The organism is Rhizobium sp. BK376 (assembly GCF_004341625.1).
GTDB lineage: Bacteria > Pseudomonadota > Alphaproteobacteria > Rhizobiales > Rhizobiaceae > Rhizobium.
The window spans coordinates 20,726-47,721 of the sequence record NZ_SLZG01000022.1; the positions used below are offsets into that span (position 1 = coordinate 20,726).

General features: G+C 59.2%; 25 protein-coding genes. 11 read left to right on the top strand and 14 right to left on the bottom strand.

The window, feature by feature from the left end; genetic code table 11:
* The first annotated feature begins 339 nt into the window (after window positions 1-339).
* The 3 genes from EV561_RS29885 (at window position 340) to EV561_RS29895 (ending at window position 1,664) form a co-directional block, all read left to right on the top strand.
* Window positions 340-648 carry a hypothetical protein gene (locus EV561_RS29885; RefSeq protein WP_132527345.1) on the top strand — a complete coding sequence of 103 codons (309 nt, stop codon included), beginning with the start codon at window positions 340-342 and terminating at the stop codon, window positions 646-648.
* Between the two features lie 183 nt (window positions 649-831).
* Window positions 832-1,278 carry a pyridoxamine 5'-phosphate oxidase family protein gene (locus EV561_RS29890; protein ID WP_132527347.1) on the top strand — a complete coding sequence of 149 codons (447 nt, stop codon included), beginning with the start codon at window positions 832-834 and terminating at the stop codon, window positions 1,276-1,278.
* A gap of 56 nt (window positions 1,279-1,334) precedes the next feature.
* Window positions 1,335-1,664 carry a hypothetical protein gene (locus tag EV561_RS29895; RefSeq protein WP_132527349.1) on the top strand — a complete coding sequence of 110 codons (330 nt, stop codon included), beginning with the start codon at window positions 1,335-1,337 and terminating at the stop codon, window positions 1,662-1,664.
* A 233-nt stretch (window positions 1,665-1,897) separates the two neighbouring features.
* Here the strand turns inward: EV561_RS29895 and EV561_RS29900 are convergent, their stop codons facing one another.
* A complete protein-coding gene (locus tag EV561_RS29900; RefSeq protein WP_245513074.1) occupies window positions 1,898-2,986 on the bottom strand; it encodes an amidohydrolase family protein in 1,089 nt (362 codons plus the stop codon).
* Between EV561_RS29900 and EV561_RS38065 the strand changes: the two genes are divergently transcribed.
* Window positions 2,891-3,130, top strand: coding sequence for a hypothetical protein (locus EV561_RS38065; RefSeq protein WP_245513076.1), 240 nt, complete (start codon window positions 2,891-2,893; stop codon window positions 3,128-3,130). The genes EV561_RS29900 and EV561_RS38065 overlap by 96 nt on opposite strands.
* A gap of 92 nt (window positions 3,131-3,222) precedes the next feature.
* Here the strand turns inward: EV561_RS38065 and EV561_RS29905 are convergent, their stop codons facing one another.
* From EV561_RS29905 to EV561_RS29935, 7 genes are read right to left on the bottom strand one after another with little or no spacing between them, the layout of a single operon-like run.
* Entirely contained in the window at window positions 3,223-4,194 is a 972-nt protein-coding gene (locus EV561_RS29905; RefSeq protein WP_132527353.1) for a carbon-nitrogen hydrolase family protein, read from the bottom strand.
* 18 nt (window positions 4,195-4,212) lie between these two features.
* The gene (locus EV561_RS29910; protein ID WP_132527355.1) at window positions 4,213-4,929 is read right to left on the bottom strand and encodes an ABC transporter ATP-binding protein; all 717 of its coding nucleotides are present in this window, start codon (window positions 4,927-4,929) and stop codon (window positions 4,213-4,215) included.
* Window positions 4,922-5,710 carry an ATP-binding cassette domain-containing protein gene (locus EV561_RS29915; protein WP_132527450.1) on the bottom strand — a complete coding sequence of 263 codons (789 nt, stop codon included), beginning with the start codon at window positions 5,708-5,710 and terminating at the stop codon, window positions 4,922-4,924. The genes EV561_RS29910 and EV561_RS29915 overlap by 8 nt, the downstream gene beginning before the upstream one ends.
* Complete coding sequence (locus EV561_RS29920; protein ID WP_165927957.1) at window positions 5,703-6,728, bottom strand: branched-chain amino acid ABC transporter permease; 1,026 nt, start codon at window positions 6,726-6,728, stop codon at window positions 5,703-5,705. Before EV561_RS29920 ends, EV561_RS29915 begins: the two co-directional genes overlap by 8 nt.
* A complete protein-coding gene (locus EV561_RS29925) occupies window positions 6,712-7,602 on the bottom strand; it encodes a branched-chain amino acid ABC transporter permease (protein WP_132527359.1) in 891 nt (296 codons plus the stop codon). The genes EV561_RS29920 and EV561_RS29925 overlap by 17 nt, the downstream gene beginning before the upstream one ends.
* A 25-nt stretch (window positions 7,603-7,627) precedes the next feature.
* Window positions 7,628-8,839, bottom strand: a complete 1,212-nt coding sequence (locus tag EV561_RS29930) for an ABC transporter substrate-binding protein (protein ID WP_165927958.1) — start codon at window positions 8,837-8,839, stop codon at window positions 7,628-7,630.
* Between the two features lie 25 nt (window positions 8,840-8,864).
* The gene (locus EV561_RS29935) at window positions 8,865-9,725 is read right to left on the bottom strand and encodes an IclR family transcriptional regulator (protein WP_132527363.1); all 861 of its coding nucleotides are present in this window, start codon (window positions 9,723-9,725) and stop codon (window positions 8,865-8,867) included.
* A gap of 206 nt (window positions 9,726-9,931) precedes the next feature.
* Between EV561_RS29935 and EV561_RS29940 the strand changes: the two genes are divergently transcribed.
* Window positions 9,932-10,393: a GAF domain-containing protein gene (locus tag EV561_RS29940; RefSeq protein WP_132527365.1), complete on the top strand. Its 462-nt coding sequence runs from the start codon at window positions 9,932-9,934 to the stop codon at window positions 10,391-10,393.
* 108 nt (window positions 10,394-10,501) lie between these two features.
* On the opposite strand, the gene EV561_RS29945 is transcribed toward EV561_RS29940, so the two are convergent.
* The 3 genes from EV561_RS29945 to EV561_RS29955 form a co-directional block, all read right to left on the bottom strand.
* Entirely contained in the window at window positions 10,502-10,915 is a 414-nt protein-coding gene (locus EV561_RS29945; RefSeq protein WP_132527367.1) for a universal stress protein, read from the bottom strand.
* 125 nt (window positions 10,916-11,040) lie between these two features.
* Window positions 11,041-13,680: a magnesium-translocating P-type ATPase gene (gene mgtA, locus EV561_RS29950; protein ID WP_132527369.1), complete on the bottom strand. Its 2,640-nt coding sequence runs from the start codon at window positions 13,678-13,680 to the stop codon at window positions 11,041-11,043.
* Window positions 13,681-13,824: 144 nt separating this feature from the next.
* Window positions 13,825-14,226: a hypothetical protein gene (locus EV561_RS29955; protein WP_132527371.1), complete on the bottom strand. Its 402-nt coding sequence runs from the start codon at window positions 14,224-14,226 to the stop codon at window positions 13,825-13,827.
* Window positions 14,227-14,752: 526 nt separating this feature from the next.
* Here EV561_RS29955 and bcsA point away from each other — a divergent pair.
* From bcsA to EV561_RS29975, 4 genes are read left to right on the top strand one after another with little or no spacing between them, the layout of a single operon-like run.
* Entirely contained in the window at window positions 14,753-16,996 is a 2,244-nt protein-coding gene (bcsA, locus tag EV561_RS29960) for a UDP-forming cellulose synthase catalytic subunit (RefSeq protein ID WP_132527373.1), read from the top strand.
* Window positions 16,993-19,377, top strand: coding sequence for a cellulose biosynthesis cyclic di-GMP-binding regulatory protein BcsB (locus tag EV561_RS29965; RefSeq protein ID WP_132527375.1), 2,385 nt, complete (start codon window positions 16,993-16,995; stop codon window positions 19,375-19,377). The genes bcsA and EV561_RS29965 overlap by 4 nt, the downstream gene beginning before the upstream one ends.
* Window positions 19,374-20,477, top strand: a complete 1,104-nt coding sequence (locus tag EV561_RS29970) for a glycosyl hydrolase family 8 (RefSeq protein WP_132527377.1) — start codon at window positions 19,374-19,376, stop codon at window positions 20,475-20,477. The genes EV561_RS29965 and EV561_RS29970 overlap by 4 nt, the downstream gene beginning before the upstream one ends.
* Complete coding sequence (locus EV561_RS29975) at window positions 20,456-22,294, top strand: hypothetical protein (RefSeq protein ID WP_132527379.1); 1,839 nt, start codon at window positions 20,456-20,458, stop codon at window positions 22,292-22,294. The genes EV561_RS29970 and EV561_RS29975 overlap by 22 nt, the downstream gene beginning before the upstream one ends.
* A gap of 109 nt (window positions 22,295-22,403) precedes the next feature.
* Here the strand turns inward: EV561_RS29975 and EV561_RS29980 are convergent, their stop codons facing one another.
* The 3 genes from EV561_RS29980 to EV561_RS29990 form a co-directional block, all read right to left on the bottom strand.
* Window positions 22,404-22,673 (bottom strand): DUF982 domain-containing protein, encoded by a 270-nt coding sequence (locus EV561_RS29980; RefSeq protein WP_132527381.1) that lies wholly within the window; start codon window positions 22,671-22,673, stop codon window positions 22,404-22,406.
* A 170-nt stretch (window positions 22,674-22,843) separates the two neighbouring features.
* Window positions 22,844-23,497: a BON domain-containing protein gene (locus EV561_RS29985; RefSeq protein ID WP_132527383.1), complete on the bottom strand. Its 654-nt coding sequence runs from the start codon at window positions 23,495-23,497 to the stop codon at window positions 22,844-22,846.
* A gap of 162 nt (window positions 23,498-23,659) precedes the next feature.
* Window positions 23,660-23,986: an ATPase inhibitor subunit zeta gene (locus EV561_RS29990; protein ID WP_132527385.1), complete on the bottom strand. Its 327-nt coding sequence runs from the start codon at window positions 23,984-23,986 to the stop codon at window positions 23,660-23,662.
* Window positions 23,987-24,532: 546 nt separating this feature from the next.
* On the opposite strand from EV561_RS29990, the gene EV561_RS29995 reads away from it, so the two are divergent.
* Window positions 24,533-25,315 (top strand): Crp/Fnr family transcriptional regulator, encoded by a 783-nt coding sequence (locus tag EV561_RS29995; RefSeq protein ID WP_165927959.1) that lies wholly within the window; start codon window positions 24,533-24,535, stop codon window positions 25,313-25,315.
* Between the two features lie 57 nt (window positions 25,316-25,372).
* Complete coding sequence (locus EV561_RS30000) at window positions 25,373-26,914, top strand: carboxypeptidase (protein ID WP_132527389.1); 1,542 nt, start codon at window positions 25,373-25,375, stop codon at window positions 26,912-26,914.
* Window positions 26,915-26,996 lie beyond the last annotated feature (82 nt).

Consider the following 26,996-nt stretch of genomic DNA (forward strand, 5'->3'; position numbering starts at 1 on the left):
GGACGCTCTCTGCCGACATTGACATCTGCCAAAGCTTCGTCCAGCTCCCGCAGCAGCGGCGCCAGCCTGGCAACGAGTTCTTCACCCGATTGGGTCGGGGCTACGCTGCGCGTTGTGCGTTTGAGAAGGCGCACGCCGAGCTCTTGGCGCAGCCCTTGATTTTCCACCGCAGGCTCTCGCCTTCATCGACGTCCAGGCCCAGGGCCGGTTCAAGGGGCGCCGACACTACCGCATTGCACGATAAATGGTTCGTAAGACAGTTGATCTAGCTCAATGCGATCGAGCCGCGGCGGCGCACTATAGGCTTCGGATCAACACATCAAAGTCTGGATCGACACCATGCTTAGAGGAAAGCGCGACAGTTTCGGCGGCCCGCCGGGTCACCCGATCCCCTCTATGGATGAGGTGGGCGGTAGGATCCTGGTTCTGCGGGTCGTGGCGATCGCCGCACTCGCGAGGCTCTTGAAACGCTACGATGAAAAGGGCAAAGCTGAGCTGACAGCGGCGTTTCGCCGTGCAATCAAGAGAAAATGCGGACAGGCAAATCTCACCGAAGGTGATACCGCTGCCGCCTTGGACTATGCTCGCGAATTGTTCGATGAAGCGCTCACTCGGGCTTCTGCGCCCCAGTCTTCGGGCAGCCACTAATCCGGGGTTGGACGGCATCCGATAACCGAGCGGTCGGGAACCGGCTGGGGATGCCCGCCGATCGCAGATCTCAGGCCGCCTTCGGGCTTATAGCGGGAGCGATCGCTCGCGACGCTCAAAACACAAACGAGATTGTACTGCCTCCGGAGGGACGATCCGCCGGTACGCTTTGAGGTGATCGCCATGAATGTTGAAGAGATGTCCTACCAGGAGTGTATCGCATTTATAAATCGGCAATGGCTAGCAAGACTGGCTTGTGCCGAAGGAAACGTCCCATATGTCGTTCCAGTCCAATACGCTTGCGCCGCCGACAAACTATATGTTTTCACCTTGCCAGGCAAGAAACTGGAAATCATGAGAAAGAACCCTCATGTCTGTGTCCTGATCGACCAATTGAAAAGCAAGCATTCCTGGAAGAGCGTTGTTATCGAGGCGCGGTTCATTGACCTTGGCGCCGAAGAGTCTCGGGAAGAGAAAGGCCAGGCTTGGTCTTTGCTTGCGCAACATGCCGATTGGTGGGAGCCCGGTGCTTTGAAACCGACCGGCAAATTGGCGGATAGTCCGTCGAGCACACATCTGTTTTTCGCGCTTGAATTTGTCGACGTAAGCGGGAGGAAAGCCGACGGCTAGAGTCGCAGCTCTGGCGGCGAACACATCTTTGATAGTCAACAATGAGGGTTGCAGCCATGGCAAAAGGAAAAAGCCCGGCCCCAAATGAGACGAGCGGTGCAATGGCGCCGACAATTGGAGAGATCGAGGGCCGTCTCCTGGTACTTGAAATGGTCGCAGGAAGTGCCGCGGCCAGGTTGCTTAGCCTTCACGACAGCAACGAGAAAGCTGCGCTTGTTGCCGCGATTCTGGCAGACATCGAGCTTAGCTGCCGTAGCAAAGGGCTTCACTTCCGCGACATCCTAGACGCGCAAGGTTACGCTGAGGAACTGCTGGCGGACGCTCAACTCCAGGCGGACGGCCTTGATGATATCAAACATGCATATCTTCACCGAAAGCATGATTAGCCGCATTGGAATAGCTTTAGCCATACGGTTAGCGGTGAAACCGACAGTGACAAGGCAGACCTTGACGCGGCGCGAGCCCATTGCGCCTTCGTGAGACGAACCAGACAAACAGGTGAAGCAGTCGGGCACGCCGATCGCTATGTTACGCCTCAGGCGCACACCGGTTTGGCGCTGCCAGAGGTGACGAAGAGTGCGGTGTCGACTCTCAATTCTTTAAATGTCTTCCAACGAACTCATATACTTGATCGCAGTTCGCTCGACGAAACTGTATTTTTAACGAAAGCGCCGTCTTTGATAATAGCCCGCAGATTTTCTTCCGGGCGGGTCAATACCTGCACATCGGAAATTGGATCGCCATCCACAACAAGAAGATCTGCCATATAACCGGGAGCCACGCGACCGATTTGCTCTTGCATCCGGAAGAGAGCCGCAGCTGTCGTCGTGGCAGAGCGAATGATGTCGATTGGTGCTTGCACCGCCGAACGGATAACGAACTCCTCCAATTGCCGACGATGCATGGAGCCGAGCAGGTCGGTCCCATAAACGATCTTGACGCCAGCCTCATGCGCCATGCGCAACGCATTGATGCCGGCATCCACCACCTCGGAGATTTTCGGGACCATTTTCTGTGGTAGCCCAGACGCCACCCCTTCTTCTGCCAGTGCGCGATATGTGATCAGCGTCGGGACGAGAAACGCATCATATTGCTTGAAATGCCTGATTGCCGACATATCCAGAAGATTGCCGTGCTCGATCGAATCGACTCCGCACATGAGGGCGCGATTAATCGCTTTGGCCGTATAAGCGTGAGCCATGACGGGAATGTTGGCCGCATGGGCCTCCTGGACAGCGGCCTGTATTTCCTCGAAGGCGAATTGAGTGCTGTCAATCCGGTCAGTGGGCGAGGCGACGCCACCTGATACCATGATCTTGATCTGGTTTGCGCCTTTGCGGATTTCTTCGCGGCAAGCCTTGCGCATTTCGGCGACGCCGTCGCAGATGGCGCTCAAGCCCGCACAACAAAGACATTCGTTGAAATGCATATCGCCCGGTCCACGGATGTCGCCGTGGCCACCCGTCTGCGATAGGGAGTGGCCGCAGAACAGCAGGCGCGGTCCCTTGATCAATCCTTCATCCACGGCGCGCGCCAGCCCGAAATCGGCACCACCAGCATCTCGAACGGTGGTAAAGCCACGCATCAGCATGTCTTCCATGATCTTTCGCGCATGCTGCGCAACATAGAAGGGGGACATGCGGTTGACGGCGCCAAGATCCGCGGTGACAGCCGTAACGTGCACATGCGCATCGCAAAGGCCCGGCATGAGCGTGCGGCCACCGACGTTGAACTCTCGTGCGTCGGTGCGGGGTCGGCTGTCTCCGATAGAGGCGATCCGGCCATTGCTGATTTCCACGAAGCGATTGTCGAGGTAGGTACCGGCATCGACGTCGAGAACGCGCGCGTTTGAAATGATCATCGGCTCATTCATGTTGGGTATCCTGACAAATTTCGGCGGGATGTGTTCTGAAAACATCCGCCCTTGAGGCAATGCTTATCGGTCTATTCGGCCGCCGGCTTCGATTGGAGAGATTGTTTGAGTGCGCGCGGCTTGGTGGCCGGACGTGCCACGGGAAGGGTCTCGGAAGGGTAGCGATGGCTTTGGTCGACGACAGCGGCGTAGTGCTCGGGACGACGATCCTGCAGCAGGTTCAGACCAAAGAATTCTTCCGTTCGTGACTTCAGAATTTCTTCCTGCAGGTCAGCTGTATGGACGACGAGACCCTCCTCTTCGGCGAGGTAGCTGACGACTTTGCCGCGTGGATCGACGATCTGGGAGCCGCCATAGTAATCGACGTTCTGGGAGTAAGCCCCTTTTTCGCAGTGATTGGATATGACCAGCCAATTCTGATTGAAAAAAGCATTGCCTTGTGCTGCGGTATCCATGGCCCATCCGTGATAGTCGGTGGCGCGGTCATGCCCTCGCATCGGCCAGGCCGTCGACATCAAGACCACGTCGGCACCCTTGACCGCATAGGTGCGCAGCAATTCCGGGAAGCAGAGATCGTAGCAGATGATGCTGCCGAACACGCCGAGCGGCGTCTCGAATACGGGCATCTCTTCACCCGGATTGAAGTAAGGGAATTCGAACTGGTTGTGAACCTTCCGATAGATCCCAATGACGCCTTCCGGCCCGATGAGGGCAGTGGAATTGTAGATCGCGTTTCCGTGCAATGCGCGTTCCGCCATGCCGAGCTGGATGAGCATGTCGTGCTTGCGTGCCAGTGCTGCAATGGCTTGTGTAGACGGGCCGGGGATCGGTTCGGCTTCGCGGAAATAATATTGTTTCTGTTCTGCTTTCGCCTTGCCGGAAAGATCGAAGTCCGCATAGCCCTGAAGTCCGGCTTCCGGCAGAACGAGAACGTCCACACCCTTGTCGGCTGCTTCGTCTATCAATTCGGTGAAGCGCTGCAGGTTCTTTTTCTTGTCGTGGACGATTTTGACATTGGCTGCGGCTAAGGTGGCTTCGGTCATGATCCTGATCTCCTTTGGTCACGCAAGCGGCGGGCGCACCGGTTGATCCTGGTTGAAGGCAAGTTTCATCAGCCCCGTCACCGCTTCGGTATCGGTGGCAGGGACTGTGAAGGCGGAACGTCCAGTCTGGACGAGGCATAGTTCATCGGCAAAATCCCGGGCACGCGCGATGTTCTGCTCAACGAGAAGCATCGTCAGCCCGGCTGCGCGCAGCTTGCCGAGATGCCCGTAGATTTCATCGACGATACCTGGCGCCAGACCGAGCGACGGTTCGTCCAGAAGCAGAAGCTTGGGGCGCTCGGCCACTGCGCGCGCCAGGGCAACCATCTGCTGCTGGCCGCCCGAGAGCAGCGTTACTGGTTCCGAGAGGCGGGATTTCAAAGCAGGAAAAAGATCCAGCGCCTCATCGAGGCGTCCGTAGGCGGATTTTGGCAGGCCGACGACGATGTTCTCGAAGACGGACAATTGTTTCAACAGGCCGCGGCCCTCATGGACGACCGCGATGCGATGGCGGCGGACGCGTTTGGGCGTTGCAAGCCGTTCGCTCGCTTCACCCTCGATGCGGATGCTGCCTGCCGTGCGGATCAGTCCGAGCACGGATCTCACCGTTGTGGTCTTGCCCGCCCCATTGGTTCCAACCAATGCCATGCAGCGGCCGGTCTGCAGCGAGAAGCTGACATCGAACAGCGCCTGCGTCCGTCCATACCATGCCGATAGATGTTCGACTTCAAGCATGTGCTGCCTGCCCAAAATAAGCGACCTTGACGTGCGGATCTTCGAGAACCTCGGCCGGTGAACCTCTTGCGATGACACGACCTTCTGCGAGAGCCACGCAATCCGCGCAGAGCTTACGGACGAGGTCGACGTCATGTTCGATGACTATCAGTGTAAAAGGGTCTTCGGTATGGTAACTGCGCAGCGTATCGACCAGTCGCCGCCGTTCGCCGGCATCGAGGCCGGCGGCGGGTTCGTCCAACAAAAGCACCTTCGGTCTGACGAGCAGAAGCCGGGCGATTTCGACGAGCCGCCGGCTGGCGAACGGAAGCTCCGCGGCAAGACGATGCGCATCTTGCAGCAGTCCCAGTCCCGCCAGTGTCTTCATGACCGTGGCGATATCGCGTGCGCGGCAGTTCCGTTGCGACTGCAGGTTCAGAAGTTGCGCCATCAAAGGCGGTTGCGGCAATCGTTCGCACCCGACGAGCACGTTGTCGAAAACGCTTTCTCGCTCCAGCAGCCGGACTGTCTGGAAGCCGCGCACGATGCCCATTTCCGCCCTTGCGCGCGCGGTCGAAGGCGAGATGTCGCGTCCGTCCAGTTCGAGCGTCCCCGACGTCATCGCGGTGAAGCCGGAAATCGCATTGAGGAGGGTCGTCTTGCCCGCGCCATTCGGTCCGATCAGGCCGGTGATTACACCTGGGCGGAATTCGACGGTCACACCGGCAACGGCAGCCACTGCCCCGTACTGCACGCCAACTTCCCTGACGGTGAGTTTGCCGTCACTGCCGGTTCTAACCATGGTTCCGCCTCTTGAGCTGCAGGACACCAAAAAGTCTTGAGAAACCTTCCGTAAGGCCGCCAGGCAGCAACAGAGTGATGGCGATCAGGACAAAGCCGCCAAGCAGTGGGAAGAGATTGGTATAACCGAGTGCCGTGAATACCTCCGGCACGAGAACGATATAGGCGGCGCCGAGCCAGGCGCCGACGGTTCGCCCTGCGCCGCCCAAGATGACGGCAACAAGAAAATTCACTGATCCGAAAAGGTTGAATGTGGTCGGTGATACGAAGCCGGAAATATATGCATAAAGACAACCGGCAATGCCGGCGAAGACTGCCGACATGATGAACGCGGTAATCTTCGTCCTGATGATGCGAATGCCGATCGAGGTTGCCGCAAGTTCGGAGTCGCGAACCGCAAGCATACGGCGGCCGATCTGCGAGCGAGATATTTGTATGGTCAGCAGGGTGGCCAAGGTCGCGACCGCTACGGCAAGCACATACGCATGCAGCGGAACCACGGTGCTGAAAGAGGAAATCTCCAGCGGCGAGACCGCCATTCCCTGCGAGCCGCCGGTTGTTTGGTCGCTGTGGTTGATCGCCCAGATGAAGAGTTCTCCGAAGAGAAGCGTCACAAGCGAGAGCCGCAAACCCGAAAGTCGTAGCGTCGGCACTGCGACAACAGCTCCGGCAATGATTGCGATTAGGACGATCACTGGGACCTGCTGCCATATCGGCCAAGACCAGTTCGCCATCATCGCGGCCGCATATGCGCCCAGTCCGAAGAAGCTTGCATGGGAGAGTGAAAGCTGTCCGGTTCGTCCGAAGACGATGTCGAGGCCGAGTGTCGCAATGGCATAGATCGCGACTTGGGTAGCGAGATAGAGGTAGTAGTCGCTCAATGTAAACGGCAGTACCGCCGCCAGCGCCACCAATAAAGCAATCATGGAGATCTTTGATAACCGGCGATCTCCCGATGGCAGGGTCGCGGCCTTCATCTCGTCATGGGCTGGCATGGCAATCTCAAGCGCGGGCTTCATGTCGCTCATCCACAAAACGCTTTGGCATCAAGGTCAGGATTGCGACCACCAGAATGAAGAGCGCAGGTACGCCTCCGGCTTCGCCGAAAAAATAGATTGCAAACGCCTGGTAAAGCGCGACGAAAAACGCGGCGAGGATTGGTGGCCAATATCGTTCGAGGCCGCCGATCATCCCGGCAATAAAGACATTGATGACGAGTGGGGTCATGTAAAAGGAGCTGACGGAAAGCCGGCTGGCAAACATCATCCCGGCAATGGAGACGAGTAGCCCCGAAAGCGCCCATGTCCACGTCCGCAACGCCGGAACCGATATTCCGACGCTTTGCGCAATATCTGTATCTTCTGCTGCCGCTCGCAACGAGATGCCGAGCGTCGTGTGTCGCAATACGATGTGGCCGATAACCACGAACACCAGGCCGAGAGCGATTGCCAGAAGATCGTTGGCGTTGATGAAGACACCTCCGACTGTCCAGGAAATATCCGACAGAAGTCTGAGATAGCTTCGTGCACTGGTACCGAGGATCAACTCGGCGAGCGATGTCAGCAGAAGAAGCTCGCCAAGCGTGACGACAAAGTCGAGGCCCTGCCGATGGGCTATCCGCCGGAGAATCACAAGGTCCGTCAAGGCCGAGATGATTACCGCCGCGCCCGTTGCCACCAGCACGGCCAGCCAGATCGGCCAGCCGTTCTCGGCATAGAGCCAGTAGCTGCCAAATGCAGACACCATACCGATCTGACCATAGGCAAAATTTATATTCTTGCTGACCTGGTAGACGATCAGGACTCCGAGCAACATGATCGCATAAAGCGCCCCGGTCGCCAGGCCGCTGAGCGCCACCTGAAGAAGTGTCGCTAAGTTGATACTTGCCATCATCAAGGCTTCCCCCTTGAACGGGTAACTATTTGACAGAGGTGAACGGCATGACTTCCTTGGTTTTGTCGCCTTCCAGCTTCACGAGACCGACAGCATTTACACCCTGTCGCAATTCAGGTCCGAATGTTATGGGCGGGAGAATGCCCGTCTCGAAATTCTTCATGCTTTCCAAGGATGCCATCAGGCAGGAGCGCGTCAGGGCCTTGCTGTCCTGAAGGGCCTTGACGGTAATCTGCGCCTGGCTCCATCCAAGCTCTTCGAACTTGCCGGGATCGCGTCCAGTCTTTGCCTTGAAGTCGGAGACGAACTTCTTGACCAACGGGTCCGCGCTATCGAGTTTTGCGGTCTCTTCGGCAATGATCATACCCTGCGACAAATGACCGAAACCCTTGATGTAGTTCTCGTCGTCCATGCCGGCCCAGGCCGCGGTCTGCGGCTTGTAGCCGATACGTGACATGGATTCGAGCAATTGACCGGTATCGGCATTGGTCAGGATCAGGAACACCCAGTCGGCATTGGCGTCGCGCAATTGTGTTGCGATCGGTGTCATGTCAGCTGTGCCCGGCACTTCCGGGATATAGTTTACCTTGATGTCGGTGCCTTTGACAGCGGCATCCATCCCGGCTTTGGAATCGTCGCCGACATTGCCCTGGACGCCGACAAGTCCGAGTGACTTGGGTTTGAAATTCTTGACCACGTAGTCGGTCATGATTTGAAATTCGGTGATGTAGTTGACCGCCGTCATGAAGACATGAGGCGTCTTCATCGTGCCGAGCTCGCTGGACGGAGCATAGGGGGCAATGGCCGGTACGCCGGAGCGTTCGATGAAGGGAACGGTTGCGAGAAAATTTGGTGTTCCTTCGCCGCCGGCGATCGCAAATACGCCTTCGCGCTGAATAAGCGTGCGAATCTGCTGTTGCGCTACCGATGGAGTATATTGATCGTCGAGGACGGTATACTTGATCTTTCGTCCCTGGATGCCGCCCGCGTCATTGATGATGTCGTAGTATGCTTGGGCGCCGGCTCGGGCACCGATACCGCCTGCGGCTGCTGAGCCGCTCAACGGCATCAGCGAACCAAGTTTGATTTCCGTCTTGGTGACGCCGGTCGTTTTTTCATTCGGATTGCATTCGGTCGCGTTCGCGACGTTCGCGAAGAGTGTGCTCAGGGTTGCAAGTGATGCGAGAAGTCGAATCGAGCGGCGTGAGACACCATAAGTATACTTTGTAGTGCGCATTGCTGTTCCCTTCTTCTTTGGCTTTTCATGTCTCTTGGTTGTCATCCATCGCAGGCAAGGGAGAGCTGTTGATCGGAGCTCTGAAGCCGCGATTGTCCTGCTCGCCTTTGGTCGAGGGAAAATAGCTCTCCTGGGCGCGAAGCTTGTGTGAAATAGCATCAGCCGCCGCGACGATGAGGTCTCCGTAGCGGTCAAAATCCGCGCCATCGCTTGCCGCGCCGAGAAAGCTGAGGCTGATGCCAGCTATCGGAGCGCCGGTAACGTCGACGATTGCGGCACCCACGCCGCAGACACCGGGATAGCTCTCCTCCATCATTGGTACCCAGCGTCGCGCACGATGCCGTGCAAGCTGGCGGTCAAGATCGTCCCGCGTCTGCAGCGATTGTGCGGTCAAGCCAGTCAGCCGATCGACCCCGAGAATCCGATCGAGCTCGGATTTATCCATCGACAGGAGCATCGCTTTTCCGGTCGCAGTCGTCGCCGCCGGCAGTCGATCGCCCGGCGTCCAGAGGAAGCGAATGGGCTGGCTTCCCTCGCGCACGCCCAAAATAACAATCTCGTCGCCGTAAAGCTTGCCCAGATAGGAGGTAAATCCTGTTTGCTGCGTCAGATGGAGCATCGTCTGGTCTGCAATCTTTGTGAGCGGATTGTCAGTCAAGTAAAGTGCGCCGACCTCGCAGGCGGTTACGCCGATGCGGTACTTCACACCGTCGGAAGCCCGTTCCAGGAAGCCTGCCTGTTCCAATGTGGTCAGTATCCGCGTCACGGCAGTTCTGGAGACTTTGAGCTTTCTGCAGATTTCCGCCGTGCTGAGCTCCGTCTCGCCGCGCCGGAAGGCTCGCAGAACCTGGAGAGTTTTCTCGACGGTCTTTAAAGTTTCGCTCATGATGTCCGATATTCGGTTATCGCATCCTGAAATCGGATAGTATCGCTCGAAATCGCTGCCGTCAATGCGGGGGTGCACAAATATTTTGCTTGCCTATTTTTTGCTCTGGTTTCTAATTGGTGTGCTTTAGGCTGCCTTTTGTGCGTGCATTTACGCATCGCCGTCGCCCTATGATGGAGAGCACGCCCAATAACAGGAAACGCACTATGCAGCAGTTGCTATCCCTGCTCGCCGAGCCCAATCAGCCCGATCGCCTCTATGCCGCGCTCCGCGAGGTTCTTGCGGAAACGGTTGGATATAAGTTGCTCACGTTTCTGTGCGTCGACGGCCTTACCATGAGGCGCGTCTATTCGACATTACCGGAAACCTATCCCGTGTCGGCCAGCAAACGGATGGGACCGACGGCGTGGGGGGAAAAGGTGTTGCAAAACAAGGAGCCCTTCCTCGGAACCGATATGGATGCGATGAGCTGGGCTTTTTTTGATCATGAGCTGATTGCGAGCCTTGGGCTCGGATCAGCCATTACCGTTCCGGTGGTTTATAATGGCGAGGCGCTTGGTTCCATGAACCTGCTTCACGAGGAGCATTTTTATCAGCCCCGCCACTTGGAGCTTGCGCTTCCGTTTGCTCAATTTCTCATACCGGCGTTCTTGGGACATCAGCGCTAGCTTTGTAGCTGCGCTCGGGCTTCGTTGCCCTGGCTGATCGTCGCCGCCGACCGCCGAGAGTGAGAAAAGGCAACAATGACAGTATTGGGATCGCGTTCCAGTCTCATTTTAGGCCAGCCGGCATATGTGGACGGAGCAACGGGCCTTGTGGATTATGCGGTCAACGATTGAGCCGAAAAACTTATCCAGAATGTCTTCGGGATGGGCGCCAATCACGATGCAGTCGGCACCGACCTCCTCTGCAATCCTTATGATTGTGTGCACAGCTTCGCCTGTGCACACATGCATGATCGGTTTCAGCGGCAGAGATCGGGTTATCTCGACGAGTTTGTGATCCGCATCTTTCAACAGCTCGACAGCGCGTGGCTCGGGATGCTGCGGCGAGACGGCCGGAAAGCCTTCAACGACGTGCACCAGGTGCAGGTCTCCACCGGGGGCCAGCAGGGTGATAGAGGTGGCCACCAACTGCCGCGCCCGCTCCCGCGAGCCCAGTCCGATCGCGCAGACGATAGTCTTATACATTGGCAGCTGCTCCCATTTCTCTTCGCAGTTCTCGGTTAGCCAAGTCTCGTCGCGGCCGCCAGCCCCAGGAACGGAAGACGGCTTGTCCAGCGCCGGCGGACCAAAGATACGATGCAAGCGATGCTTCAGCCTTGATCGGGGTCAAGGGCCGATGCCTGCCTGGAGCGCGCCAATGCCCGACTTTTCTTTCGCCTGCCCTGTGGCTGCTTTCGAAAATAGACCCGCTTGACCGCCTCAAGCGACACGACGAATGCAAGCGAAATGCCAAAGAGCCCAGCCAGGATCGAACCGGGAATCGGGACAAATCCAAACACGCCGGCGAACGGGAGATAGGGGAGCGCAGTACCCAGAATTGCCACAGCAATTGTCGCCGAAAGAAGAAGAGGGCCGGGCCGACTTTTCCAGAACGGCCCGGGTGTCCGCACGACCAGCATCGTCGAGAGCTGGGTGATCAGGGATTCCACGAACCAGCCGGAACGAAACTGCTCCGCGCCTGCTGCAGCGACAGCCAGAAGAAAAACGAATGTCAGGATGTCGAACACGGAACTCAGCGGTCCGAACCACAACATGAAACGCTGTATGCGGGCGATATCCCATTGTTGGGGCCGGCGCAGGGTCGTTGAATCGACATTGTCGGTGGCGATCGCCATCGAAGGGATATCCGACAGCAGATTGTTCAAAAGAATCTGTTTGGCCAGCAGGGGCAGGAAGGGAAGGGCCATCGAGGCTGCCGCCATGCTGGCCATGTTTCCGAAATTCGCGCTGGTTGCGATCGATATATATTTGAGGGTGTTCGCAAATGTGCGACGTCCGTCGTCGACACCGCGGGCAAGGACCGAAAGATCACGTTGCAAGAGTACGATGTCAGCGGCCTCGCGGGCGACGTCGACGGCGCTGTCTACCGAAATGCCGACATCGGCGTGCAAAGCAGGCGCATCGTTGATCCCGTCCCCCATATAGCCGACGACATGACCCGACTTGCGCAGGGCGGCAATGATGCGCTCCTTCTGATTGGGATCAATCTCGACGAACAGGTCGGTTTTGGTCGCCCGCGCAAAAAGCGCGTCATTGCTCATGGCCGCGATATCCGATCCGGTCAGCACCCGGTCGCATCCCAGCCCGATCGTGCGCGCAAGGTGGGCGACCACAAATCGGTTGTCCCCGGATATCACCTTCGTTTTAATCCCCCGTGCCGAGAGGCTGGAAAGCGCGACGGCCGCATCGGGCTTGGGTGGATCGATAAATAGCAGGAAGCCTTCAAGTTTCAGCCCCGTCTCGTCCTCCTTGGAAATCCGATCGCTCGCAAGCTCCTTGGTCGCGACCGCGATCACGCGCAATCCTGCCGTTCCCCAGTCACGGTACCTTGTGTCTATGTCGGCCCTCATCGCTTCATCGAGCGCAATCGTCTTTCCGGTTGACGAGACGGCATGGGTGCAGACTTCCAGAATGTTTGACACCGCGCCCTTGGCGATCAGCCGTCTGGGACAATCCGGACCTTCCACGATGACGGATAGGCGCTTTCTCAAGAAGTCGTAGGGGATCTCGCCGCATTTGCGGTAGGAGGAGGGAAAATTCCTCTCCGCCAGGGATTGCTTGACTGCATCGTCGAGGGGGTTGCGCATACCGCTCTGCATTGTGGCGTTCAACCAGCCGAGATGCGCCACGGCTTGCGAATCCTTGCCGTCGGCTGTGACGCAACGGTCGAGATCGATCACACCCGTCGTCAGCGTTCCCGTCTTGTCGGTGCACAAGACGTCCATGCTGCCGAGATTTTCCATCGCTTCCAGCCGACGAACAATCACGCCGGCGCGAGACATGATCCTTGCGCCCCTGGCAAGCGTCACGCTGATGATTGCCGGTAGAAGTTCGGGCGTGAGCCCGACGGCAAGGGCAAGAGAAAACAGCAGAGAATCGACAAGCGGCCTGTGAAGGACAAGGTTGGCGACAAAGACGACCAGAACGATGCAAAGCATCACCTTGGTCATAAGGTAGCCGAAGTGACGGATGCCCTTGGCAAAATCGGTCTCCGGTATCTGGCGGGCGACCGCGCTTGCGATCGAAGCAAATTCGGTCCGGTTCCCGGTCGCGACCGCGACGACCGTCGCGGTTCCACTTCGAACCGACGTGCCGGTAAATACGCAGTTGAGCCGGCCAGAAAGTGCAGCCTCCGGCGCCGCCTTCCCGGGCGCCTTGGAGACGGGAAACGTCTCTCCGGTCAGTGAGGCTTCGCTGACATTCAGGTCCTGTGCCTCGAGGATGACCGCATCTGCCGGGATGAGGCTACCGGCAGACAGTTCGATCAGATCTCCGGGAACGATTTCGTTGGCGGGTAAGATGACCGATGTCCCGTCCCGCCGCACCGTCGTCGTCAGCGACACGCGCCTCTTTAGCGCCTCCACCGCGCGCTGGGCTCCATATTCTTGCGAAAACCCCAGCAGGCAGCTTGCAAGGACGATGACGCCGATGATGATGGCATCGTGCTTTTCGCCGAAGGCTGCAGCGACGACTGCAGCAAACACCAGAACCAGGACGAGAGGGCTGCGGAATTGGGCCGCAAGGGTGCGTAGCGCACCGCCTGTGTGCGCCGTTCGGATAGAGTTGCTTCCGACTACCCGAAGGCGCGCGGCCGCCTCATCGGACGACAGTCCGTTTGTCGCCGACGTTGCAAGTGACACGACGATCTCACATCCTGTCTTCGTCCAGTATTTTTCCGGGCAGGCGAGCGCGTCGAGGCTTTGAGGGACAGGGGATGGTGGGGCATGCATCAGCGGCTCCTTTGGCGGTGAGGCCGCAATTCTGCCAATATCAGCAGCGTTGACATTGACGACAGTCAAGCGACCAAGCTTTCGTCGAGCGTTAAACGTCGGCACCCCGGGCCGCTTTTTGCCGTCCATCTGCCGGCATTCTTCCTATTGCATTGGCCTGGGCGGCTCGTCGTAGAAAAACGGGCGTGTCCATTGCGACGTCTTGTCTGCGGCCGCCGCGGGCGCACGATCCTGGCGGGTCAGGCAGCGCACCGCCTGTCCAAACAATATCGCGGAGAACAGGAGGGATATTCCCGAGCCAATTGTATCAAGCGCCAACAGCCATGGAACGATGGCCAGCCAGGCAGATATGGCAAGTCGTTCACAGGAGGAGTCCAGTGGGCGGTCGCGTCGCGCGCAGAAAAGGCCGATCCCGCAGATCGCCAGATTGATGGAGAGAACCGGCTCGGATGGGAGGTCTGGCAACAAAAGAAGCAAAATGGCTGAGCAGGCAAGGATGCCAACTGCAGAAATATCCATCCGATGTCCGTCGCTTGAAACAATCACGTCCGGCTTCCTTGTCCTCGTCATAGATCGAAAATACCGGAGCCGGCCAGGCCGGCATTGACAAACATCAAACCCACTGCTGCATATGCTAGAGATCTCGTGATGCGGAAAGCTTTGCCGCTGCTGCGCGGTGCCGGCGTATAAACTCGAAATGATCCTTCTCAATCTCCTTTATTGATGCCGCACGACCCCTGCTTGCATTGTGGCCGAGATACTTTCATTGCTCTCTCTTTGAGTTGCAGGCGTTAACCAACAATACTTTCTTTCTCGCATTTTATCCTGCCCAATACTTGAGCAGAGAATTTCACGGTATAACGATTAATCGGCTCAAGAGGCTAACTATAGTTGTTTCATCCTGGTACATATCTGCCGCACCGCGAAACTATTGCCGAAGTAGTGGGCACTATTTCATAACGAATGGGCAATAGGGAGGCAGAAGAGCTCGACGTATCTTATATTGCTAATTTTTCATTAAATGGCTAATGCCTCCTTAACGTTGCGTCAGTATCGCGTATAGGAGCAGGAAATGAGTAAAGCTTTATCATTTATTCTGTGGTCGTTCAGTACTGCCTTAGCGGTATTTCTGATAACTCAACCACTCGGCAACTCTGTACAGGTCGTTCTATCCGTATTTGTCATCGCCGTACTTGGCATTATTACGGTCCTGCGATTGGACGGTGTCTGGAGGCACATATTTCTCGCCTTGGGAACCGTTGTCGTCCTCAGATATGCTTACTGGCGTACAACAAGCACGCTTCCTCCTGTGGAGGATCTATATTCGTTCATACCGGGAATTATACTCTATATCTCAGAAATGTATTGCATCGTGATGCTCGGCATCAGTCTCTTCGTCGTCTCTGATCCCCTGGATCGGGACCCGGCTCCGAAGCTCGCCGACGAGGAATGCCCGACCGTTGATGTCTTTGTCCCGTCGTATAACGAAAGCCGGGACATCCTTGCGCTGACGCTGGCCTCCGCCAAAGCCATGCACTATCCGAAGGACAAGTTGAACGTTTTCCTGCTCGATGACGGCGGCACGGATCAGAAGCGCAATTCGCCGGATCCGGCAGTCTCGGAGGAAGCACATCGCCGCGCCGAAATCCTGAAGGATCTTTGTGCCGATCTGGGCGTCACCTACATGACGCGAGCCGAAAACGTGCATGCCAAGGCTGGCAACCTCAATAGCGGCCTGATGCGGACGCACAGTGATCTGGTCGTCGTCTTCGACGCCGACCATGCGCCGGAGCGTAACTTCCTGCGTGAAACCGTCGGATATTTCAGGGACGATGAAAAGCTCTTTCTCGTTCAGACGCCGCACTTCTTTTCCAACCCGGATCCGATCGAGCGCAATCTCGGCACCTTCAAGCACATGCCGTCGGAGAACGAGATGTTCTACGGCAAGGTTCAGAAGGGTCTCGACCGCTGGAACGCCTCCTTTTTCTGCGGTTCCGCAGCCGTCCTGCGCCGCGAGGCGCTCGAAGAAGTCGGTGGCTTCTCGGGCATTACCATCACCGAGGATTGTGAAACGGCCCTCGAGCTTCATTCGCGCGGCTGGAACAGCGTCTATGTCGACAAGCCGCTGATCTCAGGCCTGCAGCCGGAAACCTTTGCAAGCTTCATCGGGCAGCGTTCGCGGTGGTGCCGGGGCATGATCCAGATCCTGCTTCTGAAGAATCCACTCTTCAAGGCCGGTCTGACCCTGCCACAGCGCGTCTGTTATCTGTCGAGCGCTCTGTTCTGGTTCTTCCCCTTCATGCGGGCGATTTTCTTCTTCGCGCCGCTGCTGTTCATCATCTTCAACATGAAGATCTTCATCGCCTCGTCCGAAGACTTCATGGCCCACACGGTCACCTATCTGATCGTCGGCGAAATGATCCGAAACTATCTCTATGGCAGCGTGCGCTGGCCCTGGATTTCGGAACTCTACGAATATGTCCAGTCCGTCTATCTGGTTCGCGCCATCATCAGCGTCATCCTGCAGCCGCGCCGGCCAACCTTCAACGTCACGGCCAAGGGGCAGATGACGAAGGGAGATCATCTCTCCGAACTGGCAATGCCGTATTTCGCGATCTTCGCCTTGCTCGGCGCAACGCTCTTCGTGGCAGCCTATCGCTACACGACCGAGCCTGAGATCAGCGGTCTCCTGCTCATCGTCGGCGGCTGGAACTGGTTCAACCTGATCATTGCCGGCGCAGCGCTCGGCGTGGTGACGGAAAAGCGCAGCGATGTCTCCGGCATCGAGCTGCCGACCAATGCCAATGTCGACTTGATTTTCGGGGATGCGATCGTGAGCGGCTCGATCAGCCAGGCATCCGCGTCCGGCGCTACGCTCGTGCTCAAGCAGGCGCCTGGCATCTCGCTTCGCAAGGGCGATTACGGCCGCCTGTCGCTGCTTTCGCTGCCGCCGGAACTCATCGTGCCGACGATGCCGATCACGATTGGTGCTCAAACCGGTCTCGAAAACGGTGAGATCAGCCTGAAGTTCGATCCGGATCCGCATCACTATCCGATCATAGCAGAGCTTATCCTGCGCGATCTGACCCAGGTCCGTGGCCTGCGCACCATGCGCCAGAAGCGCCGCAGCCTCGTTGGCTCGAGCCTCGCCTTTATCCGCTGGGCGGTGACCTGTCCGTTCACAGCCCTCGGCCTTGCGATGACCAGCGGATCCGCAGACGCAACCATGAAGCAGCAGAAGATCACTCAAGCCCCTGCGGCAGGCAATGCGCCCCAGGCAGCGGCTTCCGTCAACGCGAAGGGAGGTGTGTTGTGAGTTCTCTCGTTCGGTACAAAATCGCCATGGCAGGCGTTGCGCTTGCGGCGCTGACATCAGGCGCAATGGCAGAGGATGCGGGCTTTTCGTTGTCGGATATTGCCGTCAAGCAGGCCGCCACGTCTCAGCCTGTTGCCGATGAGGGCAATCTACGGCGCATCGCCGGCGACCGCAGCGCCTTCTTCTTCAACGGCGAAAGCGCCAGCAGCGAATATCCGTTCTATGCGCTGCCGGCCGAAATCGCGGGCGCCACCAAATTGGTGCTGACGCTGCAGACGGCCATTTCGGCAGCGCCGGAGCGGTCCCAACTGCGCGTCTTCGTCAACGACCAGGAGCTTGGCAGCGTCCATCTGACTGCAGGCGACGCCCATCGCGTCGAGTTCAACGTCCCGAACGGTCTCATCCAGCCGGGATACAACGCGGTTTCTGTCCTCGTCGAGCAAAAGCATCGCGTCGACTGCTCGATCGATGCCACCTATGAACTCTGGACGCAGATCGATCCGGAAAGGAGCGGATTCGTCTTCTCGGGCGCGACCCGCAGCGACGCGGCCTCGATGCCCGATCTCATCGCGCTTGGCGGCATCGCCAACGGCCGCACGCCGATCCGTGGACATCTCGTCCAGGGCGCCGACAGCGTCGACATCGACCGCACCACCTCGGTCATCCAGTCACTGTCGATCATCGGCAGCTTCGATCGCCCGACGGTCAAGCTCACCCATGACGTCTCCAACGAGCCTGGCATCGATGTCGTCGTCGGAACCTACGGCACGGTGCGCGACATCGTCGGCGACGATGCGACCAGGAACCTGAAGGATGGCATCAGTGTTCGCTCGTCGTCCGACGGCAACCGCAAGATGCTGCTGGTAACCGGTCGCTCGGCGAGCGACGTCGATGCCGCCGTCACACTTCTGACAGCTGAGGCCGAAAAACAGCAGCACGACGGCACGCCGCAGGGCCTGCGGGCGCTCACCAACATGAAGGGCCGCCTGCTCGATCCGAATTCCCAGGTGCCGCTGCGCAATCTGGGTTTCATCACCCAGCCGTTCTCGGGCCGGCTTTACAAGGAGCAGGTCAATTTCTCGATGCCGTCGGACTTCTATCCCGGCGACTATTCGGCTCTCGTCCTGCATCTTAACGCACAATATGCGGCTGGCCTTTCCAAGGATGCGGAACTCGTGGTGCGCGCCAACAACGAGGTGGTCTCCGACATTCCGCTCGGTGCCGGCAAAAGCGGTCTTATCCGCGATCAGCGTCTTCCCATTCCGCTGAACAAGCTGCGCCCGGGCGAGAACACCATCACGTTCGAAGCCCGCCTGCCGTCCGCCGCCGATGTCGTCTGCGACCCGGTCGCCAATCTGCAGGAGCGTCCGCGGCTGTTGATATCGGGCGACAGCTTCCTCGAAATCCCGAATTTCGCCCGAGTCGGGCGCTATCCGGATATCGCCGCGCTGGTCTCCGGCTCGTCGCTGAAGAGCAAGGGCAATTCGGCAGCGCCGCTGCCGGTCTTCGTTCCGCGCCTCAACTCGCCGGCGCTCGATACGGCCGCATCCTTCCTTGCCAAGATGGCCTATTCCTCCGGCCATGTCCTGTCGGTCGATATCACGCCCGTGATGCCGGATGCCCAGCAGCCGACCGTCATGGCCTTCGGCAGCTATGGCGACCTGCCTCCGGAAATGACCGAGAAGCTCGGTCTCGATCTTGAAGGATTTGCCGCCGGCGCAAACCTTGGTGCCGCAAGCGCTAGCAACGCAGCAGCCCAGTCGACGGCGCTTGCGCCGGCGGTGGCGGCGCAGATCCAGGCGCCCGCGCTTGATGCCGCAAGCGACGGGCATTCCTTCGCGACGGATGCTGAGACCAGCTTGCCCGTCGACCGGATCACCAGGATTGCGGGGAGACTGGCGCAAAAGGCCGGCCAAGGCATCGACAGGGTGACGCATTTCGCCGCGCAGACGCTCTCCACGCTGCCCTTCAACCTGCCGGGCACGACGGCAGCCCGCCGCAGCCACTACCAGCCCGCGGCAAAGGCCTCCTTCATGATCGCGCAGAGCGAAGTCGATCCGGGCGGCGCCTGGACCGTCATCACGGCGCCGACCAACGCGCAGCTCAATGAGGGTCTCGACACCGTCATGGGGCGCACGACCTGGAGCCGCCTCAACGGTTCGATCCAGTCGTTCAGCGCCAGCGGCGAGGTCGTGGATCAGGTCGATCCGCAACGCGTCGGCCTCTTCCAGACGCAAGCGGCAACCATCGGCAATCTTCGCCTCGTGGTCGCCGGCTGGTTTTCCAACCATGTCTGGGAATATACGCTCGCCCAGATCGGCGCCGCCATCATGCTCGGCATCTCGACGTTCCTGCTGCTCAAGCTGGGGCGCAACCGATGAGCAGGAGGAATGTCTGCAACAGGCTGGTCGGGGTCGCCAGTGTTCTCGCCTGTTTGCTTTGGTTCACCGACGTACAGGCAGCGCAGACCTCTGAACCCGCCCTGATCCCGGCCGACTACGTGTCGGGGGCCTGGCTTCTCTACCATGATAAATATGTCGGTTCTGACGGCCGGGTGATCGATACGAGGGCAAATAGCATCAGTCACAGCGAAGGGCAGGGCTATGGTATGCTGCTTGCCGTCAAAGCCGACGACCGCCGCAGCTTCGACAGGATCTGGGCCTGGACGAAGGTCAATCTCTATGTCCGTGGAGATGGTCTGGCGTCCTGGCGCTGGGATCCGGCCTCGACGCCGCATGTCACGGACGAGAACAATGCGACCGACGGTGATCTCCTGATCGCCTGGGCGCTCTCGCTCGCGGCACAAAAGTGGCAGAATGGCGGATATCGCGAGGCTGCGCAGGCGATCGCCGGCGCGATCGCCAAGAATGTCGTCGTCGACAGTTCCTACGGCAAGATCCTGCTGCCGGGCATTCACGGCTTTTCCAGCAAGGACCAGCCGGACGGGCCGATCGTCAATCTGTCCTATTGGGTGTTTCCGGCCATCCGGGATCTTGGCGCCGTCTCTGCTGCCTTTCCAGCCGAGGAGCTGATCAAGACTGGGCTCGAGCTGACGCGAGACGCGCGCTTCGGGCCTGCGGCGCTGCCGTCGGACTGGATATCGCTCGCATCGGCCAGACCGGTTCCGGCGCGAGATTATCCAGCGCAGTTCGGCCACGATGCCATCCGCGTACCGCTCTATCTCGCCTGGTATTCCCGCGACTATCCGGACGTCCTTGGCACCTATGAGAAAAGCTGGCGCAATGCGCGCGAGCCCTCGGTCGCCGTCATCGAGCTTGCCACGGCAACGCCGATCGCCGGCATGGGTGATCCCGGCTACGTCGCCGTCGCCGACCTGGTCTCCTGCAGCGTCGGCAGCGAAAAGACCGCTGATCGAGCCGCAGCCTTCCAGACCACCGATTACTACCCTTCGACCCTGCATCTCCTCAGTCTCATCGCTCTCGCGGAAAGGTATCCCCGATGCTTGCCAGATCTTCAGTAAAAACGGTTCTGCTATGCGGCTGCGCGATCCTCGTGCTGCCGGTCCTGTCGCAAGTTGTCTCCACCCAGGCGGGCGACATGTCGCCCTTCGCAAGCCCGGCTCCCGTCGTTCCGATTTCGGCGGAAGCAGGCTCGATGGCCATTCTGCCGATTGACCGGACGGCGCAGACGAGCGCGCAGCCGGCGGCCTCTGTCCCGGTCATGCCTGTCACGCCGCAGGCTGCGTCCTTAGGTCAGTCGGCCATGATGCCGTCGCCGCAGGATCCGAAGGTGCTGAACGTCGCGCCCGGTGAAAATCCGTTCGCCCCCTCGGCTCCGCCGGTGGCCGTTCCGTCCGCGGCTCCGCAGGCGCAAATGGTTTCGACAGGCGCCAAGATGCTGCCGGCTGTCTTGCCGCCTCCTGCTGCGTCCGCAGGCGAGAACCCGTTTATGAGCGCCACTCCGGCGCCGAAATCTGCGACCGATGCGGCTGCCGCTGCGCAGGATCCGAAGGTCGACGACACGGCTCTTCGCTATTATGCCTCGACCCGCGACCTGAAGCGTCTCGGCGCCGAACTGCGCCGCCTCAAGGCTCTCTATCCGAACTGGGAGCCGCCGGAAAATCTGTTCGACCAGGCTGCCACCGTCGACGAGCAGCCGCTCTGGGACATGTACGCCCAGGGCAATTATACCGGCATCCGTGCCGAGCTCGCCCGGCTTCAGACCGCCAATCCGCAGTGGAAGCCTTCGGCTGACCTGTTGAAGAAGCTCTCTCTGGCGGAATCGCGCAAGGTCATCGACCGGGCCTATGGCCAGGGGAACTGGCCGCAGGTGATCAGCACCGCCGGCCAGCAGCCCGACCTTCTGGTCTGTGGCGACATGAACACGATGTGGCAAGTCGGTGAGGCGCTCGCCAAGACGCGCGACTTCAACCACTCCTTCGAGCTCTACAAATATATCCTGACGCGTTGCGATGGTACGCCCGAACGCCTTGCAACGATGCAGAAGGCAAGCCTGCTTCTGCCGGATGTCGGCATCAAGTCGCTGCTCGCCTTCGGCCGCACCCTGTCCGACGGCAAGTCGGAATTCGTTAGCATCGCCTTTGATGGCCTTCGTCGGCGCATGGGGCAGGCAGCGGCTGCCGATCAGCTGGCGCAGCGCCCGGCGGACCAGGATCTGCAGGCTTTCTCGACCTATGTCCAGAGCGCGCAGTCGGCTGACGATGCCGGCCTGTTCGGCTGGTATTACTATTCACAGAGGCAATGGCAGGCAGCCAGCGCCTGGTTCTTGCTTGCCACGCAATACGGTTCCGATCCCAAGAACATCGAGGGTCTGATCCTCGCGCAGCGTAATCTCGGCAAGGTCGGCGACGCCTATGCGCTTGCCACGCAGAACATGGCCAAGTCGGACGGTATTCGCGAGCAATATATCGAGATGGTCGCAAGCGCCCTGACCGATAAGGCACCGGTGCTGAAAGTGTCCGGTCAGGATATCGCGACCTTCCGGACCGCCGTCTTCGATGCCAAATCAGCCCTGGGCGCGCAGGCGCTGGGTTGGAAGTCGCTGGCCGATAGCGGCGCCAAGGATGCGGCACCGCTCTTTGCGCAGTCCTTTGAATGGGATGTGACGCAAGGTGGTGTTGTGGGGATGGCGGTCGTGGCCGCGCGCACGAGGGAATATACCAAGCTCGCCTCGCTGAAGGCGGAATATGGCAAGACTTACCCGGAACTCGACAACTTCAAGATCTACACCAGGTCGAGGCCGGTTAAAACGGCGCGGGTCGTGCCGATCAAGAGGCCGGAGCACAAAAAGAGCCTGTTGGCGGCCCTGTTCGAATAGGGCGATGCCCAAGACCGGAGCCATGCGGGAAGATTACCGGATGGCTCAGTCGACCAAGTTGCGTCACGCCGCGTCCGAGGGGCGCAAAGACACCCGGTCCAGATGGTCTTCACTCATGTGATTTGGGCGCACAAACGCTCATCTTGGCGCATTCCGCTGCCTCGACAAAGGCTTGGCGCGCGGTTTCGCTTGAAACCTGCCCGAGAATGGCGGCAGAGCAAAGTTCGCGCGCCAACTGGTGCTTCTCGCGGGATCCGGCCCAGTCGTTCGCCAGAAACGCCAGGGCCTCTTTTGGGTCGTGGATGATCTGAGGAGGGCGCGTCCGGACATGGATATAGACCGGCTCGTCCCAGGTCATCACAAGATTCTTTGTAAGCATTGCTTCAACCCTCGTTGCGCTGGCCAGTCCGCGTGATAACTATTGTCGCTTGGCAAGGCAAACCCCCGCAGTACGGCAAATGAAACCGCGGCCTTGATGCGACCGGCCGCGATAGAAAGCCGACCTTGATCCCGTCGTCCCAGCCGGCGGGCGGCAGCGCCGCCCGGCCATCAGGCTTCACCGATCAAAATCCGGTCTTCCAGGGTGCTGACGCCAGCTGCTGACCAGGCGGCACGCTCGGCGCGCTTTCGTTCCGAAAAGGTCTGGACAGTGCCCTTCAATGTGACCTTGCTACCGGAGACGTCGACCTTAATGGCGCTCGCTTTCAATTCGGCGTCACGCTCAAAGGCGTCTTCGATCCGCTTCTTGATGTCGCTGGCGTCTACGCTTGGGACGATCTCGATCCCGTTTCTGACGCCGACGACGCCCTCGAGGTTCCTGACGGCTTTCCAGGCGGCATCCTTTTGATACTGCCACTCCACGGTACCCGTCAGGGTGACGTAGCCAGCGGCGACCCGGACCTTGATCGCGTCCCTTGGGAGGTTGACGTTCCAGTCGATCATGCTAAGGGCGCGGGCCGCAATCCCGTCGTCGTCCAGGCGATTGGCCCCGTGCGGCTGAACCAGGATGTCCTGCGCTATGCCGCGCACGCCCTTGACGCGGGCGGCAACGCGTTCAGCGGCGTCGCGCTCCGAATACGTTCGGACATGTCCGCCAAGCGTGACGACACCGTCCTTGACGGTGACCGCAACGCTGGCCGCATCGACACTCGGTTCGAAATCCAACTCATCGATGATGCTTTGTTTCAGAAGATTGTCGTCCATAACCTGCTCCTCTTGCCTCAATGCGTCGCGACCGGATTCTAGCCTGGCTGCCGACGGATGACTTTGACTTCGGTCAACTGCTCAGCTGCGCGTAAGCAAAGACAAGCCCAATCCGGACCCTTGGCAGTACATGCAACCGATCGGAAAATCCGCAGTCCTCGTTCAGCTGGCCGCTTTCTCCTGCTCGAGGGCCTCGGCTGCTTCATACATCAGCTGGTGCATCTTCTCGCGGATCAGATCTTCATCGACAGCCTGGCTCGCCTGCCTGAAATCACTGACGATCTTGTGAACCAGGGTTTCGTCGAGCGGGGACCGGCTACCGATCGCGACGACCTCGTCGGCATAGGCTTTCACATCTTGCTTTCGCATCGAGGCCGCAGCCCATTCCCCCAGCATCCGGTCGCGACGCCGCCTGGTCTTGAACGAACGTTCAAAGTCGAGAATGTATTTGTCCTCGAGCATCCTTCGGCGGTCCTCGAACATCGTCATGTGCAGTCCTCCTCGGTTCGTCGTTTGAAGCCGGCGCCGCGCCTTTGATCGGCAGGCGAAGCCGTCTCATAGTATGGCGCGGGCGGGCGAGCCTCCTTGATGGGGATCAAGAAGCCCCGTGCACGGGGAATATGCGTTGGCGGTTGGCGCGCGAAAGCCGCGCGCCAGCAGAGCGTCACCCGGTCAGCCGGGGGCGCCAGGACAAAATTTATGTGGTTGATGCACGTCAAAGGCGTGCCTTTCAAACAGGGCTAAGCTGGCTGGGTAACCGGCGATTGCTGCGATTAAGGAAGGGGAGAACCACGATGACTGAAGCAGTCTTAAGTGCTCTTGTTTCGGTATTGATGGCGGGCTCTGCATTCGCGGCGAGCGAGTTTCGCATTGCCCATCCGGCAATCGCCAAGACCAGCCCTTCATGCAGTCGGCGTCTGCCTTCAATCGGAGGCGTCGAACAAAATCCTGTTCGCGGCGAGGACCTTCGGCGGCCCGGTGTTGATGGCTGCTGCGACGGCAGGAGCTGCCCCAAGACGTGAACGGAGCGAAAGGATGCGCGAGTGCTATCGCAACATCTTGTTGAAGACGGCCCATTCCGGTTGCCTTGCCACCGTCGAGGATCGCCTGGAGCGGACGGACCTTGAAAAAGGGCAGATCATCGTCGAACCGGGGCGCAGCATGAGATGGGTGTACTTTGTGGAGACCGGGCTGATCTCGGTGATCTCCCATCCGGCAAAACATCAGGACATCGAGCTCGGCGTCATCGGCAGGGAGGGGATGACCGGAGAGGCGGTTGCGCTGGACGACGACCGCTCACCCTTTACCTACCGGGTTCAGATAGCGGGTTGCGCGTTAAGAATAGAGGCCGGCAGACTACGTGAAGCCATGGTTCTAAGCCGGCCGCTGCATCTATTTCTGCTGCGCTTTGCCCGCGCGCAACATATTCAACTCTGTTCGACCGCCGCGGTGAACAAACGTGGCACGATAAACCAGCGGCTCGCGCGCTGGATCCTCATGACATATGACAGGATTGACGGAGACCGGCTGCACGTCACCCATGACACTTTCGCAAGACTTATCGCTGCAAGCCGGGCGTCGGTCACGAAGGCTTTGCATCATCTGGAGGGAATGAGCCTGATCCACTCCATGCGCAACACCATCATAGTGCGCAACGCCAAAGGGCTGCAGGTGCTCGCGGGAAGCGCATATGGTCTTGCCGAAAGCGAATACGCTCGTCTGATCGGGACCGACTTCCGTCGCCATCGTATGCGCTACGGTTCGGGCGACGTGCCGGAACTTTTCCTGAGCGAACACTCACCGGGCGATTTGAGCTGACAGGACAATCGGCAGTCGCTTCGCGCAACCCGTCGCTGACACAAAGGATGATTATCGATGTCTTTTTCCAGTCGCTTTGCCCGTTTGTTGACGCTGGTCCTTGCCATCGTTTCGATCTCCGCGTCGGTCTTTGCCGAGCAGCCGGACCAGGATCAGAAAACCGCGCCCGCGGAGGGTGTTCTTACGCTTCTGCCGCCGGATGCGGTGAGCGATCATGTCCTGGCAGTGGGCGGCCAGACGATTTCCTACACGGCAACGGCCGGCACGCTAGACCTCTACGGGCCGGATGGCGCCAAGACGGCAGAGATCTTCTACACCGCCTATGTCGCGAAGGACCGCGGTGCGGCAAGACCGATCACCTTCGCCTTCAATGGCGGCCCGGGCGCGGCTTCGGCCTTCCTCAATCTCGGTCTCGTCGGGCCGCGCGTGCTCGATTTCGGGCCGAGCGAGCGCGATGGCGCCAATGCCAAACTCGTCGATAATCCCGACAGCTGGCTGCGCTTCACCGACCTTGTGCTGATCGATCCGATCGGCACGGGCTGGAGCCGGACCGCAAAGCCGGATGATGCCAAAAATTTCTATAGCGTTCACGCCGATGCCGAGAGCCTCGCCAAGGCGATCTGGCTTTACGTTTCGCACAATGGCCGTTCGTCTTCGCCCAAATATTTGCTGGGCGAGAGCTACGGTGGGCTTCGCTCGGTGAAGATCGCAAGCGCGCTGCGCCAGCAGCAAGGCATCCTGGTTTCCGGCATCGTGATGCTGTCGCCGCTGATTGATGGATCGATGGTCTTTGGCGGCGACCAATCTGCCCTGGGGGCAGCATTGCGCCTGCCCTCGCTCGTCGCGGCCGATCTCGAGCGCCGCAATAGCTTCAGCGAACAGGCCGTCGAGGCTGCAGAACGCTTCGCGCTCACCGACTATCTGACGACGCTCGCGGCTGCGCCCCCCTCCGGGGATGCGGCGGCGGCCTTTTATTCGAAGCTCTCGCAGATGACCGGCCTGCCGGTCGAGGCTGTTACAAGGACAAGAGGTTTTCTCGGCGACAGCTATGTCAAGAATTCGACAGGCGGCGACGGCCGGATCGTCAGTTTTTACGACGCCGCTCTCGTCGCGCCGGATCCATATCCTGAAAGCGCATCCGATCGCCACGATGATCCCGTACTCGACGGTTTCGTGCGCGCCTATGGCGGCGCCTTTTCGAGCTATGCCCACGACGAACTCGGCTTCAAGACGGAGATGACCTACAATCTGCTCGCCGAGGACGTCAACGAACATTGGAACTGGAGCGATCGGCCGGACGGCAAGGCCGGCGGCCGGATGGAAATGGGTGGCACCGACGATATCCGCGAATTGCTTTCGCTGGTTCCATCGTTCCGGCTGCTGGTGGGTCAAGGCTATAGCGACATGGTCGTCCCTTTCGCCATGAACCGCTACGTTCTTGATCACCTTCCCGCCGAAGCGGCCGGACGGACGGCGATCAAGCTCTATCGCGGCGGCCACATGTTCTATACGCGACCGGGTTCGCGGGCGGCCTTTTCGGACGACGTCAAGGATTTCTATGTGGCAACAAGCGTCGCGCCGCCTGCCGGATCCGAATAGTCTTCGCTCCCGGAAACGATGCCAGGCAGGGTTGCCGATGGAAAGATGCGACGCCGGCTCGACCCTTGCGGAAAACATCAGA

Excerpts from the sequence above, each read along its gene's own strand:
- EV561_RS29890 (WP_132527347.1), top strand. The coding sequence starts at position 832 with ATGAATGTTGAAGAGATGTCCTACCAGGAGTGTATCGCATTTATAAAT.
- bcsA (WP_132527373.1), top strand. The coding sequence starts at position 14,753 with ATGAGTAAAGCTTTATCATTTATTCTGTGGTCGTTCAGTACTGCCTTA.
- EV561_RS29995 (WP_165927959.1), top strand. The coding sequence starts at position 24,533 with ATGCGCGAGTGCTATCGCAACATCTTGTTGAAGACGGCCCATTCCGGT.
- EV561_RS29925 (WP_132527359.1), bottom strand. The coding sequence starts at position 7,602 with ATGATGGCAAGTATCAACTTAGCGACACTTCTTCAGGTGGCGCTCAGC.
- EV561_RS29910 (WP_132527355.1), bottom strand. The coding sequence starts at position 4,929 with ATGCTTGAAGTCGAACATCTATCGGCATGGTATGGACGGACGCAGGCG.
- EV561_RS30000 (WP_132527389.1), top strand. The coding sequence starts at position 25,373 with ATGTCTTTTTCCAGTCGCTTTGCCCGTTTGTTGACGCTGGTCCTTGCC.
- EV561_RS29970 (WP_132527377.1), top strand. The coding sequence starts at position 19,374 with ATGAGCAGGAGGAATGTCTGCAACAGGCTGGTCGGGGTCGCCAGTGTT.
- EV561_RS38065 (WP_245513076.1), top strand. The coding sequence starts at position 2,891 with ATGCTGCGCAACATAGAAGGGGGACATGCGGTTGACGGCGCCAAGATC.
- EV561_RS29990 (WP_132527385.1), bottom strand. The coding sequence starts at position 23,986 with ATGACGATGTTCGAGGACCGCCGAAGGATGCTCGAGGACAAATACATT.
- EV561_RS29905 (WP_132527353.1), bottom strand. The coding sequence starts at position 4,194 with ATGACCGAAGCCACCTTAGCCGCAGCCAATGTCAAAATCGTCCACGAC.
- mgtA (WP_132527369.1), bottom strand. The coding sequence starts at position 13,680 with ATGCATGCCCCACCATCCCCTGTCCCTCAAAGCCTCGACGCGCTCGCC.
- EV561_RS29940 (WP_132527365.1), top strand. The coding sequence starts at position 9,932 with ATGCAGCAGTTGCTATCCCTGCTCGCCGAGCCCAATCAGCCCGATCGC.
- EV561_RS29930 (WP_165927958.1), bottom strand. The coding sequence starts at position 8,839 with ATGCGCACTACAAAGTATACTTATGGTGTCTCACGCCGCTCGATTCGA.
- EV561_RS29980 (WP_132527381.1), bottom strand. The coding sequence starts at position 22,673 with ATGCTTACAAAGAATCTTGTGATGACCTGGGACGAGCCGGTCTATATC.
- EV561_RS29900 (WP_245513074.1), bottom strand. The coding sequence starts at position 2,986 with ATGCCGGGCCTTTGCGATGCGCATGTGCACGTTACGGCTGTCACCGCG.
- EV561_RS29920 (WP_165927957.1), bottom strand. The coding sequence starts at position 6,728 with ATGAAGCCCGCGCTTGAGATTGCCATGCCAGCCCATGACGAGATGAAG.
- EV561_RS29885 (WP_132527345.1), top strand. The coding sequence starts at position 340 with ATGCTTAGAGGAAAGCGCGACAGTTTCGGCGGCCCGCCGGGTCACCCG.
- EV561_RS29985 (WP_132527383.1), bottom strand. The coding sequence starts at position 23,497 with ATGGACGACAATCTTCTGAAACAAAGCATCATCGATGAGTTGGATTTC.
- EV561_RS29975 (WP_132527379.1), top strand. The coding sequence starts at position 20,456 with ATGCTTGCCAGATCTTCAGTAAAAACGGTTCTGCTATGCGGCTGCGCG.
- EV561_RS29915 (WP_132527450.1), bottom strand. The coding sequence starts at position 5,710 with ATGGTTAGAACCGGCAGTGACGGCAAACTCACCGTCAGGGAAGTTGGC.
- EV561_RS29945 (WP_132527367.1), bottom strand. The coding sequence starts at position 10,915 with ATGTATAAGACTATCGTCTGCGCGATCGGACTGGGCTCGCGGGAGCGG.
- EV561_RS29935 (WP_132527363.1), bottom strand. The coding sequence starts at position 9,725 with ATGAGCGAAACTTTAAAGACCGTCGAGAAAACTCTCCAGGTTCTGCGA.
- EV561_RS29895 (WP_132527349.1), top strand. The coding sequence starts at position 1,335 with ATGGCAAAAGGAAAAAGCCCGGCCCCAAATGAGACGAGCGGTGCAATG.